The 19474-nt window shown below is 43.6% G+C and carries 20 protein-coding genes and 1 tRNA gene; 15 read left to right on the top strand and 6 right to left on the bottom strand.

The window, feature by feature from the left end; all coding sequences use genetic code 11:
- Window positions 1–56 precede the first annotated feature (56 nt).
- From DESDE_RS12055 to DESDE_RS12040, 4 genes are all read left to right on the top strand, one after another.
- Window positions 57–731: a dTMP kinase gene (locus tag DESDE_RS12055; RefSeq protein WP_014794297.1), complete on the top strand. Its 675-nt coding sequence runs from the start codon at window positions 57–59 to the stop codon at window positions 729–731.
- 181 nt (window positions 732–912) lie between these two features.
- A tRNA-Arg gene (locus tag DESDE_RS12050) sits at window positions 913–988 on the top strand.
- Window positions 989–1187: 199 nt separating this feature from the next.
- The gene (locus tag DESDE_RS12045; protein WP_014794296.1) at window positions 1188–2057 is read left to right on the top strand and encodes a YitT family protein; all 870 of its coding nucleotides are present in this window, start codon (window positions 1188–1190) and stop codon (window positions 2055–2057) included.
- A 41-nt stretch (window positions 2058–2098) separates the two neighbouring features.
- Window positions 2099–3112 carry a hypothetical protein gene (locus tag DESDE_RS12040; RefSeq protein ID WP_014794295.1) on the top strand — a complete coding sequence of 338 codons (1014 nt, stop codon included), beginning with the start codon at window positions 2099–2101 and terminating at the stop codon, window positions 3110–3112.
- 24 nt (window positions 3113–3136) lie between these two features.
- Here the strand turns inward: DESDE_RS12040 and DESDE_RS12035 are convergent, their stop codons facing one another.
- Window positions 3137–3928, bottom strand: a complete 792-nt coding sequence (locus DESDE_RS12035) for a polysaccharide deacetylase family protein (RefSeq protein ID WP_014794294.1) — start codon at window positions 3926–3928, stop codon at window positions 3137–3139.
- A gap of 126 nt (window positions 3929–4054) precedes the next feature.
- A complete protein-coding gene (locus DESDE_RS12030; protein ID WP_014794293.1) occupies window positions 4055–4306 on the bottom strand; it encodes a hypothetical protein in 252 nt (83 codons plus the stop codon).
- Window positions 4307–4437: 131 nt separating this feature from the next.
- Here DESDE_RS12030 and DESDE_RS12025 point away from each other — a divergent pair, with 131 nt between their 5' ends.
- The 8 genes from DESDE_RS12025 (at window position 4438) to DESDE_RS11990 (ending at window position 13580) form a co-directional block, all read left to right on the top strand.
- On the top strand, window positions 4438–5709 hold the full coding sequence (locus DESDE_RS12025; RefSeq protein ID WP_172637615.1) for a DUF2225 domain-containing protein: 1272 nt from the start codon (window positions 4438–4440) through the stop codon (window positions 5707–5709).
- A gap of 85 nt (window positions 5710–5794) precedes the next feature.
- Window positions 5795–6322 carry a hypothetical protein gene (locus tag DESDE_RS12020; RefSeq protein ID WP_014794291.1) on the top strand — a complete coding sequence of 176 codons (528 nt, stop codon included), beginning with the start codon at window positions 5795–5797 and terminating at the stop codon, window positions 6320–6322.
- A 6-nt stretch (window positions 6323–6328) separates the two neighbouring features.
- Window positions 6329–6862 (top strand): cob(I)yrinic acid a,c-diamide adenosyltransferase, encoded by a 534-nt coding sequence (cobO, locus tag DESDE_RS12015; protein WP_014794290.1) that lies wholly within the window; start codon window positions 6329–6331, stop codon window positions 6860–6862.
- Window positions 6863–7127: 265 nt separating this feature from the next.
- Window positions 7128–7340, top strand: a complete 213-nt coding sequence (locus tag DESDE_RS12010) for a hypothetical protein (protein ID WP_014794289.1) — start codon at window positions 7128–7130, stop codon at window positions 7338–7340.
- Window positions 7341–7581: 241 nt separating this feature from the next.
- Complete coding sequence (locus DESDE_RS12005; protein WP_014794288.1) at window positions 7582–9483, top strand: PrkA family serine protein kinase; 1902 nt, start codon at window positions 7582–7584, stop codon at window positions 9481–9483.
- Window positions 9484–9496: 13 nt separating this feature from the next.
- Window positions 9497–10627 carry a sporulation protein YhbH gene (gene yhbH, locus DESDE_RS12000; RefSeq protein ID WP_014794287.1) on the top strand — a complete coding sequence of 377 codons (1131 nt, stop codon included), beginning with the start codon at window positions 9497–9499 and terminating at the stop codon, window positions 10625–10627.
- 149 nt (window positions 10628–10776) lie between these two features.
- Window positions 10777–12207 carry a SpoVR family protein gene (locus DESDE_RS11995; protein WP_014794286.1) on the top strand — a complete coding sequence of 477 codons (1431 nt, stop codon included), beginning with the start codon at window positions 10777–10779 and terminating at the stop codon, window positions 12205–12207.
- 755 nt (window positions 12208–12962) lie between these two features.
- On the top strand, window positions 12963–13580 hold the full coding sequence (locus DESDE_RS11990) for a DedA family protein (RefSeq protein WP_014794285.1): 618 nt from the start codon (window positions 12963–12965) through the stop codon (window positions 13578–13580).
- Between the two features lie 7 nt (window positions 13581–13587).
- Here the strand turns inward: DESDE_RS11990 and DESDE_RS11985 are convergent, their stop codons facing one another.
- The 4 genes from DESDE_RS11985 to DESDE_RS11970 are packed head-to-tail and all read right to left on the bottom strand — an operon-like array spanning window position 13588 to window position 16662.
- Window positions 13588–14025, bottom strand: a complete 438-nt coding sequence (locus tag DESDE_RS11985) for a Fur family transcriptional regulator (protein ID WP_014794284.1) — start codon at window positions 14023–14025, stop codon at window positions 13588–13590.
- A gap of 6 nt (window positions 14026–14031) precedes the next feature.
- Window positions 14032–14889 (bottom strand): metal ABC transporter permease, encoded by an 858-nt coding sequence (locus tag DESDE_RS11980; RefSeq protein WP_014794283.1) that lies wholly within the window; start codon window positions 14887–14889, stop codon window positions 14032–14034.
- Window positions 14873–15625 (bottom strand): metal ABC transporter ATP-binding protein, encoded by a 753-nt coding sequence (locus tag DESDE_RS11975; protein ID WP_014794282.1) that lies wholly within the window; start codon window positions 15623–15625, stop codon window positions 14873–14875. The genes DESDE_RS11980 and DESDE_RS11975 overlap by 17 nt, the downstream gene beginning before the upstream one ends.
- A gap of 50 nt (window positions 15626–15675) precedes the next feature.
- Window positions 15676–16662, bottom strand: a complete 987-nt coding sequence (locus DESDE_RS11970) for a metal ABC transporter substrate-binding protein (protein ID WP_014794281.1) — start codon at window positions 16660–16662, stop codon at window positions 15676–15678.
- Between the two features lie 154 nt (window positions 16663–16816).
- On the opposite strand from DESDE_RS11970, the gene DESDE_RS11965 reads away from it, so the two are divergent.
- The 3 genes from DESDE_RS11965 (at window position 16817) to pfkA (ending at window position 19414) form a co-directional block, all read left to right on the top strand.
- Entirely contained in the window at window positions 16817–17326 is a 510-nt protein-coding gene (locus DESDE_RS11965; protein ID WP_083838565.1) for a peptidylprolyl isomerase, read from the top strand.
- A gap of 115 nt (window positions 17327–17441) precedes the next feature.
- A complete protein-coding gene (locus DESDE_RS11960; RefSeq protein WP_014794279.1) occupies window positions 17442–18422 on the top strand; it encodes a DnaA/Hda family protein in 981 nt (326 codons plus the stop codon).
- A 20-nt stretch (window positions 18423–18442) separates the two neighbouring features.
- Window positions 18443–19414 (top strand): 6-phosphofructokinase, encoded by a 972-nt coding sequence (pfkA, locus tag DESDE_RS11955; RefSeq protein WP_014794278.1) that lies wholly within the window; start codon window positions 18443–18445, stop codon window positions 19412–19414.
- Window positions 19415–19474: the final 60 nt, after the last annotated feature.

Below are 19474 nucleotides of genomic sequence, written 5' to 3'. Positions count from 1 at the left end.
GATCGATGAGGACCAGCTCCTCCCCGATCTGACGATATGGAGGATGTATCAGGAATATGGGCAAACTCATTATTATCGAAGGTGGGGATGGGAGCGGCAAGGCGACCCAGACCCGGAAGCTCTGGCAACGTCTTACAGACGAAGGCTTACAAGTAAAGAAAGTAGAGTTCCCCAATTATTCTAGCCCATCCTCTTCTCTGGTCACCATGTACTTGGGAGGGGAGTTTGGTACGGACCCTAATGCGGTGAATCCCTATGCGGCATCTACATTCTATGCTGTGGACCGCTATGCGTCTTACAAAACCCTCTGGGGTGATTTTTACAGCCGGGGTGGGGTAATTCTCTCAGATCGATATACTACTTCGAATATGATCCACCAAGCTGTTAAAATCAAAGATTCAGATGGCTGGGAAAGCTATATTGACTGGCTGAAAGAGTTCGAATATCACTTAATGGGTTTGCCTGAACCGGACATGGTTATTTATCTCAATATGCCTCCTGACCTGAGTATTCATTTTATTGCCAATCGTAAAGACAAGTCCTCTGTTACTCATCAGGACATCCATGAGAAAAACAGGAATTATCTTAATGAATCCTATGAAAATGCCCAAAAAATTCGAATACGAGAAAATTGGATAACTATAAATTGTGTGACTGAAGGAAGATTAAAAACTATTGACGAAATACACGAAGAAATCTATGAAGTAGCCAAAACAATATTATCTGATTGATTCAATTTTTTATGAACATAAAGCAAATAATCGAGATTATAAAAGAGTATTAGTAAATTTGAATGCATATTCGTAATTTACACGAGCTTTTTTAATAAAAAAATTTGTATATTTAAACTTTCAAGTCATGGCTTGACAAATCCAAGTACTTTTAGTAAAGTTATATAGCGGTTGTTTTCGAGCGCTCGTAGCTCAGGGGATAGAGTGACGGTTTCCGAGGCCGGAGGTCGCAGGTTCAAATCCTGCCGGGCGCACCATATGATACAACGACGTCGCAAGGAATTGCGGCGTTTTTTCATTGCACAACCTATTAGCGGGAGTATAATCAAAGGGGATTCTTCCCACTATAAGATGATTATCATAGTATAGAATCATCAATGTTCCCGGTACATAACATAGATTAGGCCTTAGCAATCGAAATGATGAAAATAATCTTTCATGATGGGTGGGGTTTTTATGAGCTGGAGAGAGGATTATCTTCGGGTGTCGTGGGTACATTTTCAAAGAATTGTGGCAATCATTATAGGAGCTTTTATCGTAGCTGCCAGCATCAACTCTATGATCATCCCCAATATGATAGCGGACGGAGGAGTTACGGGGATCGCGATTATTATTTATTATTTATTCGATTTACCCGTCAGTAAAGTCGTTATCCTCTTAAACATACCTTTGTTTCTTATAGGATGGAAAATGGTTGGACGCGTTTTTTTGGTCTATAGCATCGCCGGCGTATCTGCGTTTTCCTTAGCTTTAGAAATGACTACGACAATCCCTAACCCTACCGGCGATCCCTTGTTGGCTTGTATCTTTGCCGGTGTCGTCAGTGGTATTGGGATGGGTATTATCTTCCGCAGCCGCGGCTCTTTAGGAGGAACAGATATTCTGGCTGTATTTTTCAGCCGCACCACGTCCTTTAGCGTAGGACAAGTTCTCATGGTCATTGACGCTTTGATCTTTATAGCTGCCGCTATTTTTCTTGGCCCGGAAAGAGCCATGTATGCCATGATCTATATGTTTATAGCAACCAAAGTTATCGACATGGTGCAAGAGGGGCTAAACCCCTCTAAAAGTGTCCTTGTCGTCACTGGGGACCCTCACGGGATTGCTCAAGATGTTATGGAAAAGCTGGATCGTGGAGTAACACTTTTTCAAGCGAAAGGAGCTTACTCGAAAGAAAATAAAGAAGTGGTGTACTGTGTCATTAGTCGGACGGAAATGTCTCAAATGAAGGAGATTATCCGTACCCGGGATCCTAAGGCCTTCCTGTCAATTTCTGATGTTCCGGAAGTGGTTGGGGAGGGCTTTTCCACATGGAAAGGACATTAAGTATCTCAATGTAAATAGACTTTAAGGTTGTGAGTGAGGAAATGTCGAGAAGAAAGAGAGTACCTAAACGGAATAGAAGAAATAAGCAAGCATTGCCAATCCTCATATCAGGAATACTTATTTTAATCTTACTTTTTGCAGGTTTGCCCTATTTTCAACATATTAGTGCTTACCGAAGTGCAGTAGACCGTTATGATTTTACCGCTCTTTCTCAGGAATTAGCCTGGATAGAAGAAAATGGGGTTTGGTTAAAACGAATCCCCTTTATTGAAAAAGGGGAGCTGTGGCTAAGGCTCAATCAAGGTGAGTATGAGGAAATGGAGTTGGAGCTAGTACAATACGGTGATGATGGTCATCGTTTCTGGCTGTTTCAGCTTTATTTATTAAGAGATCGGCCCGGTGAGGCTGAGAAGGTCATTGCTACCCTTCAAAATCCTGCTCTGCAGAAGCTGGCCCAGGGAATGTTGTTGGCTAATGGAGAAGACAATGAAAAGGCAGTGAGTACTCTATTAACCATTAGTGATAGGGATCTAAGCTCAGAGAACCAAGTGCTGAAAAATATTGCTTTATCCAGAAGTTATCTGACTTTGGGAAAACTAGAACAGGCCCAGAAATCGTGGCAAATAGCCGCAGAGATATCCTCAACACATCCTTTGGTGTTGGGAACAGAGTATGACCTAGCCCTTTTCACAGGTCAATGGGGGAGAGCAAAGGAATTAAGCAGTCAAAGCGCACCAGCACATGCGGCCTCATACGGAGAGCAGGTGTTAGTGAAAAAAGCACTTCTTGCCCTTGTGATAGGAGATCGAGAGAGCTATGAGAATACCCTTAAGGCACTGGAGACAAAAGACAAAGGGAAAGCCTGTGTCCAGTATCTAGCGGGGATTAAAATGTATGAACGCGGGGAATTTGCTCAAGCAGCTGAGAATTTAAATGGAGCAATCCAAATGGGACTACCAGATTTTATAGAAAAGGATGCCGTACAGGCCTTGACACAAGCCCAAGAGCGTGTTGAAGCTGAAGGCGCGTTGCAAGCCATAACAGGCAAAAGGTGAACCAGCTAAGCCATCCTAGGCGGCTTAAGAGGCCTCTCTTTGCTCAAGTGGAGGTAGATTACTTTCCGGTGGCCAGGTTTTTGCTGCACTTTTTAGCAATTGCCCTACAGGAACTAATTGATAATTTTTGGCTATCAGTTGATCTATTACCACTGGAAGGGCCTTGATGGTGTCGGGAGCAGAGTCTGAGGCATGAAAGAGGATGATATCTCCTGGTCTAGCGCCATGCCCATTAGGAAGACCATTCAGTACATTACGGATAACTGCTTCCGGTCCGGGGCGTTTCCAATCCAGGGAATCCACACTCCATTGAATGACTTGATAGCCGAGCCTTTGAGAAACACTGATGAGTTTATTATCATAAGCTCCATTAGGTGGCCTTAGTAAGGAAATTTTTTGTCCGGTGATGTGTTGAAGGACTTCGTGGGCAGTCATAATTTCACGTTCAATTTCTCCCGGACTTAACGTGTTTAAATCCACATGTCGATTTCCATGGGAAGCAATTTCATGACCGTCAGCCACCATGCGTTTTACTAAGTCTTCATGTTTGGAAGCCCAAGGACTGGATAAGAAGAAGGTAGCCTTAACTCCTTTTTCTTTCAAAATATCCAGAATCGGTTCCGGAGTTTTTTCTCCCCAGCTGATATCGAATGTCAGACCAATTTCATTGGTGGTAACCTCCGCTGAGTAGACGGGCTTTAGCTTATTAGAAAAGACAGAAATAACATTTTCACGATAAGCAAGAACCACAAATAAGAGAATAGCCCAGAGCATAGCATTACGTAAAGCCGGTCTTTTAAATACAATAAATTTCATGAATATCCCTCCCTTCTCAAAAGATATTCAAAGCCTGGGCAGAACATGTAAATAGAGGCTGTACTAATTCGTAGAATAAAAAAAGCACCATCAGGTGCTTTTAATGTTTTAAAGTATGGATAGTTCTTAACGACTAAATCGCGTTCCCAAGATGAATTTTAAGAGATCATAACCGAACAAGAGCTTAAGAAAGAAATGAAGGACAAGTATACTTGTAACAAAATAGACGGCAATACGAATGACCACAAAAGCAATAGAGAAAAACCATGTAAAAACATGACTCAAGAGTATCGCAGAAAAATAAAGGGCAACAATTAAAAGGATAATTTTCAAAGCAATAACCCAATTGGAAGACGGAGCAGGACGATAAGCGTTCATAACAACACCTCCTACAGCATCAGATTAACATATTTCGACCACACTGTCTAGATTGCTGAACAATTCGCCTATAGGCTTGTTTTCGCGCCAAAAAGCACTTCTCCGCATATGATGACTATGATACGGAGGGGATGCTGATGAACGATAACAGCTTGGAATTTTGGCGAACCCTAATGGAAAAAGGCACGGCCTATTTGGGCCAAACAGACTATATAAAGGCGGAAGACTATTTTAAGAGAGCGGTGAGGATTGCCCATCATCTCGATGTACCTTTAGTGAAAGCTTTTTCCCTACGTTTACTGTCAACGGTTCAGGTAAAGCAAGGAAAGACGGAAGGTGCGGAGAAGGGGTTCCGGGAAGCGCTACAAATCTGCGAAGAAGTCAATAATTATAAAGGGATGTCCGAAGCTTTAGCCGGTTTGGCCAGTGTCGCTGTGGAAAAAGATAATTACGAAAACGCAATAGTTCACTATCGTCGGGCTATAGAAGTGTATCCCGTTGAGTCTCCCCCACTTCGTTTAGCTATGCTATACAGTGATTTAGGTCAGGCTTATTCGGCGTCGGAATACTGGCAAGAAGCTCAGAAAACCTATATGAAAGCGATGAGTTTGTGCCACAGGTTCAATTATCCCAAAGGGGAAGGGGAATTAAGCGTCCTCATTGGTGAAGTTCATTATAGATTGGATGATAAAGAACAAGCCATACTGTGCATACAACATTCCTGTAAGGTCTTTGCCGGTATCAGAGAAGAACTATCTCTTATCAATAGTCTGCAATACTATGCTTTTATGATGTTCGAACTTCAAAGACTTGAAGAAGCGTTAACAGCCCTGCAAAGGGCGGTCGCCTTGCAGATGAGAAACAATTTGTGGGAGGAAGTCAGTGAATCGGTCTATTTTTTGGCGAAAATTCTTCAAGGATTAGGATACTTGGATGAGACTCAATATTACCTTGAGGTATCGATAAAATGTTGTTCTGATCGAGAGAACAGTTTAGCCCTACGTTTACAAAGCTTAGGGAAACTCATGGTCAGGAAAGAAGAGTACGGTCAAGCTAAAAAGTACTTTTTGGAATCTGCCTCTATTTTTGAGCTCTTGGGAGATGATCTCCGCTTAGGTGAGTGTTATGAATATTTGGCATTTCTTCTCGACGCCTTGGGAGAAGAGGAAGAAAGTGAATACTATCGGAAGGAATCCAAACGCATGATTGTCGGCTATCATGCTCATTCCTTGAATGCAGTGCAGCGATTAGCCGAATATTATGAGCGTAGAAGGCAATATTTGGATGCATTGCAGTGCTATTGGCAATCCATAGAGATTGCTCGAGACATTGGGTATGAGACTGTGGACCTGGAACGAGCGGTACAAAGAGTTTCCCGAAAGGTCCGCCAGAAGAAACATTGATAAATTGTGCCGGAATACTAGGAAAACTTCCATTTTTCGGTTAGAATATGGATATAGCCAAGAGAAGGATATGTGAGGGATTGCAGTGAGATTAGATGACATGCTCCTTTTAGAAAGCTTGGAAGATATCCATCATATGATAGAACAGTCGCTGAAGAAAATTTCTAAGATTCGTTCGGTCCATGTCCATCATTTCGAAGAATGGGCTGAGGAAGTTCGAAACCATCGGAGGATATTCGAAGAAATTTCTATGCCGGCTCGATTAATCATCGAGCATTTAATGCATTGCCGCCATAAATCGGGGCAAGTGTCATTGGAAACAGGTCAAATATCTTCGGCTTTTTCAAGCATCGGCAGTATCAAAGTTGAACCATTCGGGATAATTAAAATAAAATGTGGAGAACTTGAGACCTCGTGGAGAGACAGTAACTACAGCTATTATTTTTATCCCGACAAAGTAGAACTTCGGGCTATAGATGAAAAATCGGCGATAAAGATACTCTTTACTTATGCTTTTACTCAGCAGATCGTCGAGAAGTTTCCGGAACTTATTCGCTGCCCCAATGTGGCGTATATTCACCCTCAGTTAGAACAATGGTCAAGGCAGGTGTAAACAGTTATGGCTAATCTGGAAAAAGGTTTAATTCAGATTTATACCGGGAATAATAAAGGGAAAACGACCGCCGCCTTAGGCTTAGCCCTGAGAGCTGTCGGACATGGATATCACGTTTTTATACTTCAATTTATGAAGGGTCGACAAGATTATGGAGAACTGCAAGGCCTTAAACGTCTAGAGCCGGAATGCAGGATTGAGCAGTATGGATCACCGGGATGGGTCCTTAAAGGGCAAGCTAAGGAAACCGATCGTCGCGAGGCTCGCGAAGGTTTGGAGCGGGCCCGTGAGATCATCATGTCTGGCGAATGGGACATAGTCATACTCGATGAAATCATCAATGCGCTCTGGTTTGAACTGATTCCGGAAGAGAAGGTCATGGAACTTTTGGCACAAAAACCTGAGCATGTAGAAGTTATCATGACAGGCCGCAATGCTTCACCCCAATTGATTGAAGAAGCTCATCTTGTAACGGAGATGGTGGAGATTAAACATCCTTATGAACTGGGTATCCAAGCTCGAAAAGGGATAGAGTATTAGTCCGGCTCACTTTCCCCTTTTGATGCTCTATTTTGGACAAAACACACGGAAAGGGAGTATCGCTGACTAAAAAGTAGTTTTGCGACACTCCCTTTTATTTAGCTCAAGAGAATACCAAGGCTTAGAACAATGGTAAATAATTAGAAAGGATAAACTATTTTAAAATTTGCGAAAATTCCCTGCAATTATTACTAGCTTTTAAAAAAAAAGTATGCTAGAATAAGAGCAAGAAATTACTTTCACATAAAACGGAGGTGTAAGTCAAATGTATGTAGCAAGATATGAATCCACAAAGACGGGCATCCCGGATCGCTTACCAAAGTTTAAACGTGGCGACCGCGTGTTAACCTATAATTCGAAAATGGGAACCGTAGTACGTCTGGAAAAAGATGAATACGGCGAATATTTCGTGGTTCAACTTGATGTCTTAACCGGAGAATATGCTTATGACGCTAAGGATCTAACAAGATTACAATAGCATGATAAAGTCTCTTGTAATTAAAAGGTTTATGATAACGCTTGTGAAGCTGAAAAGCTGCAGGCGTTTTTTATTTTGTAGTTCGGCAGCGCCTTCGTGGCATTTGCCGAGCATTGAATTTATTATGGCGTCGCTAAGTATTCACAAAGTGAAAAGAAAACTAATGTCTCTTCTTTTTGATCGAGGCATATATTTAGATTAAGCCTTGTAAGGTATAAGTATAGCGAAAAGGAGGGCTACAATGGAAGTAATACAATGGCTTAAAAATTACAGGGATAAAGAAGCTGCCTTAGTATGGAATGGAACCTTTGCAGAGTATCTGCTAAAGATTGTAGAGAACCCCAATCTTGCCATGCACGCTCATGCACGGATCTATGAGATGATTCGTAAAGCAGGAATTAAAGAAGAACATGATCATAAAAATTACGCATTCTTTAATAAAGAGCTCTTTGGCATGGAGAAAACCTTGGAGCGATTGGTGGAAGAGTATTTTCATTCAGCGGCTAAACGACTGGATGTCAGGAAGAGGATTCTTCTGTTGATGGGACCCGTCAGTGGAGGGAAGTCAACCATTGTAACCCTGCTGAAAAAGGGCTTGGAAGACTATACCCGTACGGATGAAGGGGCAGTTTATGCTATTGATGGCTGCCCTATGCATGAGGATCCTCTCCATTTGCTTCCCCAGGTTTTGCGGGAAGAATTCGAACAAAAGTACGGAATCCGCATTGAAGGAAATCTTTGTCCAGTCTGCCGCCTAAGAGTCGAAGAAGAGTTCCAGGGGCGCGTGGAGGATGTTCCGGTAAAGAGGATCGTTTTCTCCGAGGAACAGCGGGTAGGAATTGGGACCTTCACTCCCTCTGACCCTAAGTCCCAGGACATCGCTGATTTGACAGGGAGCATCGACTTCTCCACCATCACGGAATACGGTTCGGAATCGGATCCCAGAGCTTATCGCTTTGACGGCGAATTGAACAAAGCCAATAGAGGGCTTATGGAATTCCAGGAAATGCTGAAAAGCGATGAAAAATTTCTCTGGAACCTCTTGAGCCTATCTCAAGAAGGGAATTTTAAAGCAGGGCGATTTGCTTTAATATCCGCCGACGAATTAATCATCGCTCATACCAACGAAAACGAGTACAAGTCCTTTGTAGCCAATAAAAAGAACGAGGCACTCCAATCTCGTATCATCGTTGTTCCAGTCCCCTATAACCTGAAGATCAGCTCAGAAGTTAAAATCTATGAAAAACTTATTCAACAAAGCGATCTCCAGGGAATTCACTTAGCGCCCCACAGCCTTTGGACCGCTTCAGCCTTCAGTATCATCTCCCGGCTAAAACCCTCCAAAAAGCAAGGAATGGATCTGGTCAAGAAAATGCGCCTCTATGATGGGGAAGATGTGGAAGGTTTTAATCAGAAGGATATTAAAGATATCATGACTGAGGGTGAAGAGCAGGGGGAAGGGATGAGCGGTGTTGATCCTCGTTATGTTATCAATCGTATCTCGACAGCCCTCATCCGCGATCACAAAACCTGTATTAATGCCTTGGACATTTTGCGAGCACTTAAGGATGGTCTTTCTCAGCATACTTCCATTACGAAAGAGGAAAGAGAAAACCTGGTCAATCTTATAGCTGTAGCTCGCAAGGAATATGATGAAGTGGCAAAAAAAGAGGTCCAAAAAGCCTTTGTTTATGCTTATGAAGAATCTGCAAAGTCCTTACTTAATAACTATCTGGATAATGTAGAAGCCTATTGTAACTCCAGCAAACTCTACGACCCTATTACAGGTGAGGAATTAGAGCCCGACGAGCAACTTATGCGCAGTATCGAAGAACAGATAGGGGTGTCGGAAAATGCCAAGAAGGCTTTTCGGGAAGAAATACTTATCCGCATCTCCATTTATGCGCGTAAAAATAAGACCTTTCAATACACCTCACATGAGCGATTGAGAGAGGCCATCGAAAAGAAATTATTTGCTGATCTTAAAGATGTGATTAAGGTGACGACTTCAGTATCTCACCCGGACCAAGAACAGTTACGCCGCATTAACGAAGTAACGGATCGTCTGATTCAGCTTCATGGGTACTGCCCTATTTGTGCCAATGAAATTGTAAAATATGTCGGCTCCCTCCTCAATCGTTAAGGGAGGATGAACCATGAGTGACGATATTATTGTCAGCCGGGAAGACTGGAGTCTCCATCGCAAAGGTTATCTGGATCAAAATCGGCACAAAGAGAAAGTCCAAGAGGCCATAAAGAAGCAGTTGGGAGATTTAATTGTTGATGAGAGTATCATTCTCAGTGATGGAAAAAAGGCTATGAAAGTCCCCATGCGTTCCTTAGAAGAATTTCGATTTCGCTTTGATTACAACAAAAAGAATCACACCGGTCAAGGAAACAAAAAGATGAAGAATGGTGATATCCTTGCTCGGGAAAGCCAGCGTAAACAGGGGGCAGGAAAAGATCCGGGTGCCGGAGATGAGCCGGGTATGGATATCTATGAGGCTGAAGTCACTTATGAGGATCTGGCAGCCATCCTTTTTGAGGAATTGCAGCTTCCCAATCTGGATGATAAAAAGCGTCCCTTGATTGCCCAAGATAAACCGGAATTTAAAGATATTCGCAAGAAAGGTCTCATGGCTAATATTGATAAAAAACGTACTCTTATAGAAAGTATCAAGCGGCAGGCATTAGCCGGCAAGGGTAACGATCTCAAAATCATTCCCGAGGATCTGCGCTTTAAAACTTGGGAAACCCACCCTAACTTTGAAACAAATGCAGTCATTCTTGCCATGATGGATACCTCAGGTTCCATGGGACAGTTTGAAAAGTATATATCTCGGACCTTCTTCTTCTGGATGGTGCGTTTCTTGAGGGAAAAATACGAAAATGTAGAAATGCGCTTTCTGGCTCACCATACCGAAGCGAAAGAAGTCACGGAAGAGGAATTTTTTACCCGGGGAGAAAGCGGTGGAACCCGCTGTTCATCCGTATATCAACTGGCTTTAGAAATCATCCAGCGAGATTATCCTCCTGCCCACTATAATATTTATCCGGTTCATTTTACAGATGGCGATAATATTGGTTCAGACAACGCCCGGTCCTTGAATCTTATGCAAAAGCTTGTGGACGTGAGTCAGGTTGTTGGATATGGAGAGATTCTAAGAACCCATTACTCCAGTACGTTGATGTCGACTCTAAAACGTATAACCGATCCTAAGCTCCGCTTAGTAACGATACGTGATCGTCAAGAGGTCTATGAAGCTTTAAAAACAGTATTTTCTTAGCCCTGTTGGCGCCGGCAGAAGATGAAAAATTTTACTCGGGTAGCTTTATGCACAACGCTCTAGAATCAGCTTCCGGGCTTTTGCAGAGCAGGGCTTTTGCAGAGCAGGTCTTTTTCAAAGCAGATAACAAAGAGTCAGGAGAGGTGTCTATGGACTATGAGGTGACAGAACTTAGCTATCATGCTCGAGAGATTGCCAATGTGGCCAGATGCCTGGGGCTTGACTTTTACCCAGTGCATTTTGAGGTCTGTCCAGCGGAAGCAATTTATTCTTTCGGGGCATATGGGATGCCGGTGCGCTTCACTCATTGGAGCTTTGGTAAAGCCTTCTATCGCATGAAAATGCAGTATGATTTGAATCTCACCCGAATCTACGAGCTCGTCATCAACTCGAATCCATCTTATGCTTTTTTGTTAGAAGGGAATCGCTTAATTCAGAACAAGCTGGTCATAGGTCACGTCTATGCCCATGTGGATTTTTTTAAAAATAACCGCTATTTCCGCCGAACCCCCCAAGACATGGTGTTACGCATGGAAGCTCATGCACAGCGCATTCGGGATTATGAATTAGAGCATGGCCGGGATAAGGTGGAAAAAAACCTGGATGCAGTATTATCCATTCAAGAGCATGTGGACTTTAGAGCTCATTTAGGCAAAAAAAAAGGCCCCACCTGCAACTCTAACAAGAAAGATGGAGCGGAAAAGAAAATATCCGTCCACCGAACTGAATACACAGACCTTTGGGATCAAAAACCTGATAACGAAATCGAGGAAAAATTACCGGATGAAGATCTGATGCTTTATTTGATGACCTATTCTTCCAGCCTTGAAGATTGGCAACGAGATATTCTGAGCATGATCCGTGAAGAATCTCTATATTTCTACCCTCAAATCGAAACAAAAATCATCAATGAAGGGTGGGCCACCTTTTGGCATTCACGAATCATGCGAGAACTGAACCTCACTGCTGCAGAAGCGGTGGATTTTGCAGTAATGCATAGTCAAGTCGTACAGCCTTCAAGACTGCAGCTGAATCCCTATTATCTTGGTGTTAAGATATGGGATCATCTTGCCGGGCGTTATGATTGGGAAACATTGTTTGAAATACGGGAGATGGAGAATGATATCTCCTTTGTGCGTAATTATCTCAATCAAGAACTGGTTGAGGACCTCAACCTCTTTAATTATCGTAAAGTAGGTGCCCACTGGCAAGTTACGGATACAGCATGGGAAAAGGTACGTGATAACCTCGTTAAACAATTGATCCATGGAGGTCATCCACGTATTTTAGTCATGGATGGGGATTACGAGGGGAAAGGTGGGCTATATCTTGTTCATGGGCATGAGGGGGTGGATTTGGATCTTGTTTATCTGGAAAAAACCTTGCAGTTAATACAAACATTATGGGGAAAAGGTGTTTATCTGGAAACTGTGGTGGATGGCAAAAAGATTCTTTTCGAATGCACGAGCAACACAATTTCCCGGAAGGGTATGGCAAGAGTTCAGGATGGACAAGGTATGAAAGGGTATGAACAGCGTCGTCCGGGTTGTGTAGCTTTACGCACAACACGTACTCCATAGCTCCAGGGCTGGTCAAACTCGCTTTCTTAACAGACGAGCCAAACCCCGCTGTTTTCTGAATGTTAACCAGTGGCTCGTCTAAGTTAAGAAAGCTTCGTTGACCTAGCCGCCCTTCCGCTTAAAGAAAGCTTGGCTTATGGTGAGTGAAGCGAAGCAGAAGCCTTAGCTGCCTTATACACAGTGAAATCCGTCCGCTTTTGTACGTAAAGCTACGCTCACGGGTCCTCTTTAGCACTGCTTTTGGAACTCTTGTGGACATTTTGGGGGGGGGTCACCTTCAGGGCCGTTCCCAGAGCAGCCGACCATGCCGCTCAAGCGGCGTCGGTAAAGACGGAAAAAGCCGCTCGGATCGCGTAACTTATTTCACAAAGCCCTGCATGCACGCACAGACCCGAAAAGCAGCCTAAGGATTTTGCTTTACAGAAGAGAGCGAATTTAAGCGAGCGGAAACAAAACTTCGCGAAAAGCAAACAGCGGAGAAAGGTTGGAAACAGGACGTTTCCAACCGGCTATGAGAACAAGTGCGAAAGCAGTGCTTTCGAGGAGCCGATTTAGCCACGAAACCCGGGTGAGGGTTTCGCCCAAGCCGCCATACCACTGAGACTACTTAGCGGCGCAGGTGCACCTTTCGGAGCGAAGGCTTTGAGCGTTAGTTTTGTCCGCTTAGCTTATGGAGCGAACGGTGTAAAGCAAAATCCTGGAGACTTAACCTTCGGACCTTTTTCAAGTTAGCTATGGAGATAGGAGGAGAACCCTTGTTAGAACAATTGCTAAGCCTTCTGGGAGAATTCGTGGTCGAATTGATCTCCAGTTTGGGCTATTTTGGAGTGTTTTTGGCGATGGCCATCGAAAGCGCCTGTATCCCTTTACCCAGTGAAATTATTCTCCCTTTCACAGGATATATGGTGTATTTGGGTCATTTTGATTTTTGGACAGCCACTTTAGCAGCTACCTTAGGCAATCTTTTTGGGGGTATCGTAGCGTATTATGTGGGCGTTCGAGGAGGAAGGCCTTTCATTCAACGCTATGGACATTATTTTTTTATGAAAGAAAAGGAGCTCCAGTGGACTGAGAGATTATTTAGCAAGCATGGGGAAATCACCGTCTTAGTGGGACGTATGCTGCCTATTATACGAACCTTCATATCCCTGCCTGCCGGTATAGCAAAAATGAATGCTGCAAAAATGGCTATCTATACAGTATTAGGAGCATTGCCTTGGTGCATGTTCCTAATCATCGTCGGAGAAAAACTCGGCGCTAACTGGAATTCATTAAAGCCATTATTCCACCGCATGGATATAGTCATCGGTGTGCTTATCTTAGCAGGTATAGGGTATTTTCTTTTTAAGCGCAATCGGAGAAATAGACGATAAATGGATTCTATTCTTTGCGGCAAAACGGACATACTCCAAAAAATCTGAGCCAATGCTCCTCGATTTGATATCCGCTGTCTTGCTCAAGTTTTTCTGCGATGTTGGAGATGGGGCAATCCCCTATCCATTCTTCAGTACGGCCGCATTGGGAGCAGATCAACTGGTGGGAATGATGGTGATGAGAGTCCGAACTTTCCAGACGATATTTTTCGCCGCCTACGCTGAATTCTTCGGATTTTAGCAGACCTAAGCTTTTTAGCAAACTCAGCACTCGATAGATGGATGCGACACCAATATTAATATTTTCCTGCTGAAGAAGATTATGAATATCGTAGGCACCCAAAAATTCAGAATGGGTGGTCAATATGCTGACGACTTTTTTACGAGGGTCGGTAAGGCGATATCCCTTTTCTTGAATGAGTTGGATGATCTCATTGTACTCCATTTTTGTTCATCCTTTCTCAGAGGTTTTGACTCGGCCAAAGCTGCGACGCAGACTGACTCGTTTGGGAGAACAGAGAAAGCTCAGCAGAAAGATTGCGGCTGCTGTCAGAGCGATACTGGCCCCGGAAGCCACATTTAAATAATAGGAGAGATAAAGGCCAAGGATGGCGCTGATTAATCCAAAACATACAGAGAGAAGTACTAATTTTTTCAGGGAATGAGTCCATTGAAAAGCCGACGCGGCAGGAATGGTCAGCAGTGCTGTGACAAGAATTATGCCAACGGTTTGAGATGCCACCACCACGGTCACAGCTATCATAGCCAACATGGCATAATGCAAGCGAGCACGAGGTAATCCCGCCACTTCTGCCATTTCCGGATCAAAGGCATAATAAACGAACTCTTTGTAGAATATCGTAAGAATGAAAAGAATCACGCATGTTGAACTAACGATGATAACCAAGTCAAAAGAACCGATGGATAATACTGAACCGAAAAGATAGCCGGTTAAATTAGTTGAATAGAATTTTAAGGAGCTAATTAATGCTACCCCTAAAGCCATGGAAGTGGAAAAGAGAATACCGATGGCTGTATCTAAACTGACTTTGGCTTTCTCATGGAGTACACCAATAAGGAGGGCAAGGCCTATGGTATAGATATTGCCGGCAATATACAAATTCCAATCCAGGAGATAGCCAATGGCTAATCCTGCTAAAGAACCATGAGCTAAACCTTCCCCGATAAAGGCCAGACGTCTTAAGATCACAAAAGTCCCCACCACAGCGGTGAGCACTGCCACAGCAATGGTACCAATGAGGGCCCGCTGCATAAAAGCATATTGCAAGGGATCAGTAAGTAGATGCATACGGAATGACTCCTCCCTGGCTTCCCATGAAAGTACGCTCCAGAATATGAGGAACCAAAACCTCTTCTGGAGGACCAAAGGCGATAACCGTTTGATTAAGGCAGAGAATCAAATCAAAATGATGATACTTCAATGCTGCTAAATCATGGGTGGTGGTAAGGATAGTTATCCCATCCCCGTGGAGATCCTCGATCAGGCGAAAAATACTTTGTTGAGAAGGAATATCTAACCCTGTAGCTGGCTCGTCCAATAGTAATAGACGAGATTCCGTGGCCAGGGCTCTAGCAATCAGAACTCGTTGCTGTTGGCCTCCGGAAAGCTGGCCAATAGGGCGATCTTTAAGATTCAACATATTGACTTTTTTTAAAGCCTGTTCCACCAGACCATGATCTTCAGATCGGGGACGTTTAAACCAACCTAATCGACCAGTCCGGCCTAAAAGAACCACTTCGTAGACCGAAATAGGAAAATCTTTATCCATGGTTTTCAGTTGTGGAACATAACCTAACTGCATTTTACGGCGCCATTCTTGTGTCGGTGGCTGCCCAAAGACCTTAACGCTTCCCTTTGTGCTTTGATTTAAGCCCACAATACTTTTCATCAGGGTGGATTTTCCGGAGCCATTGGGGCCAATGATTCCAACGCAGGAACCGCAAGGAATGCGCAGATTAATATCCCACAGAATGTCCCGCTGGGGAAGTGTATAGGAAAATGAATCAAACTCAACGGCTAACATTAAATATCCTTCTTCCTTATAGGTATGATGTAGTGACTCAGACGGAATGCTTATTCAAGTGCTGAGACAATAGCCTTGGTATTGTGCTTCATGATTTCGATATAGCTGTCGGTTTCCGGTGTAACCCCAAGGGTATCATTGTACAGATCATCCACCATCTTAATCCCGGTTTCCTGGGCCAATTGGAGAATAAGCTTGGTATTAAAACCCACTTCGCCAAAAATAGCTTTGATCTTATACTCCTTAATCAGTTCGATAAGCTGAGCATAATCCTTTGCCGAAGGTTCAGACTCATCTCCACGAACTACCGGTCGAAGGACGGTAAGCCCATACCGTTCTGTATAATACCTCCAGGCATCATGATAGACAATTAAATTCCGGTTCTCTGGGGGAATAGTTTGAATTTCTTTCGCTATCCATTGATCTAAAGCTTCCAGTTCTTGAAGATAGTTTTCTGCATTGGCTTTAAAGAGCTCTTGATCCTGTGGATAGGCCTCAATCAAGGCATCACGAATACTCTCAACATAATGTTGCGCATTTTTTACATCCAACCAAAGGTGGGGGTTGCCTTGGGAATGGTCATGACCATTTCCTTCTATATGGGCCTCATCTTCGTGATGCTCGGCTTCTTCATCATGGTTGTCTTTATGGCCTTCGTTTCCCAGTATTTCTAATCCGTCGGACAAAATCACAGTGCGTAGATCCTTATTCTGAGAATTAGCGATGAGCTTTTCCAAATAGGCTTCTTGACCGACACCATTGGCAAAGAACAGTTTTCCCATGGACACCTGGCGCACTGCGTCGGGAGTAGGCTCGTAAGTATGGGGATCACTCCCTGTAGGAACCAAACTGATCACTTGGATACTATCTCCACCGACGTTTCTGATCAGATCGGCCAGAGGGGAGATACTGGTAATGACGACCTTTTGATTCATGGTGCTGACGGGCTTTTCTGCGGTGCATCCAGTTATAAATAAGGCAAGGGAAACTGCCAGGATTATCTTCATCCAATTTAGACGATTGCTGAACGTATACATAGGTTCCTCCCTTATTGATATAGTGTTTCAATAAGAAAGTGTACTTGAAAATAGTGCGAATGTCAAATTATTCTCCATGCAAAATGTAGAAGTGGTAAATGAGGCGAAAAATGGTTATAATCAGGAGGGAATTGTTTTACAAGGAGGATGCGCAGTGAGTGAACAAGATTTAAATGAAAAGAAACCGGTAGTAACTATTGAAATGGAAAGCGGCAACACAATTAAAGTTGAGCTTTACCCCGATGTTGCGCCTGAGACAGTGAAGAATTTTGTTTCTTTAGTTGAAAAAGGCTTTTATGACGGAATCATCTTCCATCGGGTTATTCCGGGCTTTATGATTCAAGGAGGAGACCCCCAGGGCAATGGTATGGGCGGATGCGGTTATAGCATCAAAGGAGAATTTACATCCAATGGCTTCCGCAACGAACTAAAGCATGATCGGGGAGTTATTTCCATGGCACGTACCGCCAATCCCAATTCAGCCGGGTCTCAGTTTTTCCTTATGCACGCTGACTCCCCCCACTTAGATGGTCAATATGCTTCATTTGGTCGTATCATTGAGGGAATTGAGGAAGTGGATCGAATTGCCAATGTCAAGCGGGACTATCGGGATAAACCTGTAGAAGACCAACAGATGAAGAAGGTTACGGTGGAGTTTGTCTAAAGGGAAAAACCATAAGAATGGCGTGGAAAAGAGAGGGAATACCCCTCTTTTTCCTTCTGGTTAATTATCTTATTGCAGCAGGGTAAATCCATTCAGTGCAAAAGGAGGGGGAATGATGTGGCTTTCATCAGAATTTAACCGTATGGCAGAACAGACACTTAAGGTCTATGAACCGGAGGAGGCCTTTTTTTCTACATTGATTTACGGTCCGGCAGGGGTCGGTAAATCAACGCTCCTCTTGAAATGCTACAAACGGTTAAAGAATAAAAAACCTATCCTTTATATAAATGCTCAAGATTTTGTTAAGAATTATGCTTTTGCTGCACAAGAAGGAACCCTATCGCGATTTCGCCTTCGGCTCCGTACCCCTACATTGTTAATACTGGATCATATTGAAATGTTAAAAGGAAAGACTCACAGCATTGAAGAGTTCTATCACACTTATGAAGCTCTTTTTCAAGGGAATAGTCGTATCATCTGTGGTTTTCGCGGGGAGCCTTCCCAATTGGAATTTCTCGGTGATAAACTCAGCTCGCGATTACTTGGGGGCTTAGCCGTTCCTATTTTCCAGCCCACTCCGGAGGATAGGCTGAACTACCTACGGCTTATGGCTTATCGTAAATTCTTAATTGTGGAGGATTTGGTTTTAGAATTAATGGCTGAGGAAGTTGCAAATTTTCCAGAAGCACAAAGTCTTATGAATGGCTTCATAGAATTTGCCAATAGATCGGACAGTGCTCTTGACCGTGATGCTTTATCCTTCTATCTCCAGGAACGCAGGCACAAAGAGAAACTTCGTCCTTCTCCACAAAATATTGTTCAGAAAGCTGCCGAGTTAACCGGGATTGCAGCAGAAGATATCTATGGTACCACCCGAACTTCAGAGGTTCGCCAAGCCCGACAGTTAGCTATTTATGTGATGCGTAGCCTTAGTCGGCTTTCCTATCCGGAAATCGGTACATTCTTGAATAAATCCCACAGCAGTATTATGAAATCCTATCAGCAATTTCAGGAAGGGATAAAGAAGAGTCCTGAGCTAAAGGAAAAGCTTGAGTCGCTATTGAAGTATTTTAATTCCCGGGAGGACGTAAATTAAAAGGATGAGGAGGATAAACGATGAGCCGTATAATCAAGAGGATCGCTGTTCTCACCAGTGGAGGCGATGCACCGGGAATGAATGCAGCCATTCGGTCAGTGGTCCGCAAGGGAATTTATCATGGACTCGAGGTTTTTGGGATTCGCAAAGGGTATGAAGGCCTAATTCATGGAGAATTTATAGCCATGAATTTAGGAGCTGTAGCGGATATCATTCATAGAGGGGGTACCATGCTCATGACCGCTCGTTCCCAAGAAATGACCACTCCTGAGGGACAAAAAAATGCCGCGGCTCAATTGCGTTATCGTGAGATCGATGCCCTTATTGTTATAGGGGGAGACGGTTCTTTTCGGGGAGCACAGACCCTGTCTGCTCAAGGAATACCTATCGTCGGTATACCGGGTACCATTGATAACGATATTACCGGGACGGATTTAACCATAGGATTTGATACTGCTGTGAATAATGTGGTTCAAGCGGTCAGTAAAATTCGGGATACGGCAACTTCCCATGATCGAACTTTCTTAGTGGAAGTCATGGGACGGGATTGCGGGAACATCGCTCTGCAATCCGGCGTAGCCTGCGGTGCAGAATCCATCCTTGTGCCGGAAATCCAACCGGATATTGATGATATTGTAGCAAAATTGGAACGTGGTCACCAACGAGGAAAGCATCACAGTATCATTATGGTAGCAGAGGGTGCCACAAGTGCCTGGAATCTAGGGGAAGAACTACGGCGGAGGACAGGCTTCGAAACTCGGGTCACCATCTTGGGACATATTCAAAGAGGAGGCAATCCGAGTGCCCTCGATGTGGTCCTGGCCTCGCAAATGGGTGCGAAAGCAGTAGAAATACTCTGTGCCGGGGAAACGGATCGTATGACAGCTTGTGTCAATCAGGAAATCCTGTCTCTGCCTTTGGAAGTGGCTTATGGTGAACGTAGACCCTTCAATAAAGGCCTTTATGATTTGGCGAATCAATTGGCCATATAAAAGAAATCATAGGGATCATAGAGGAAATAGGGGAGTACAGGTAGAATTCTTGCCTTTGAG

Source organism: Desulfitobacterium dehalogenans ATCC 51507, assembly GCF_000243155.2.
Taxonomy (GTDB): Bacteria; Bacillota; Desulfitobacteriia; order Desulfitobacteriales; family Desulfitobacteriaceae; genus Desulfitobacterium; species Desulfitobacterium dehalogenans.
Note: the sequence above shows the minus strand (reverse complement) of the source record. Positions and strands in the feature narration are given on the sequence as shown.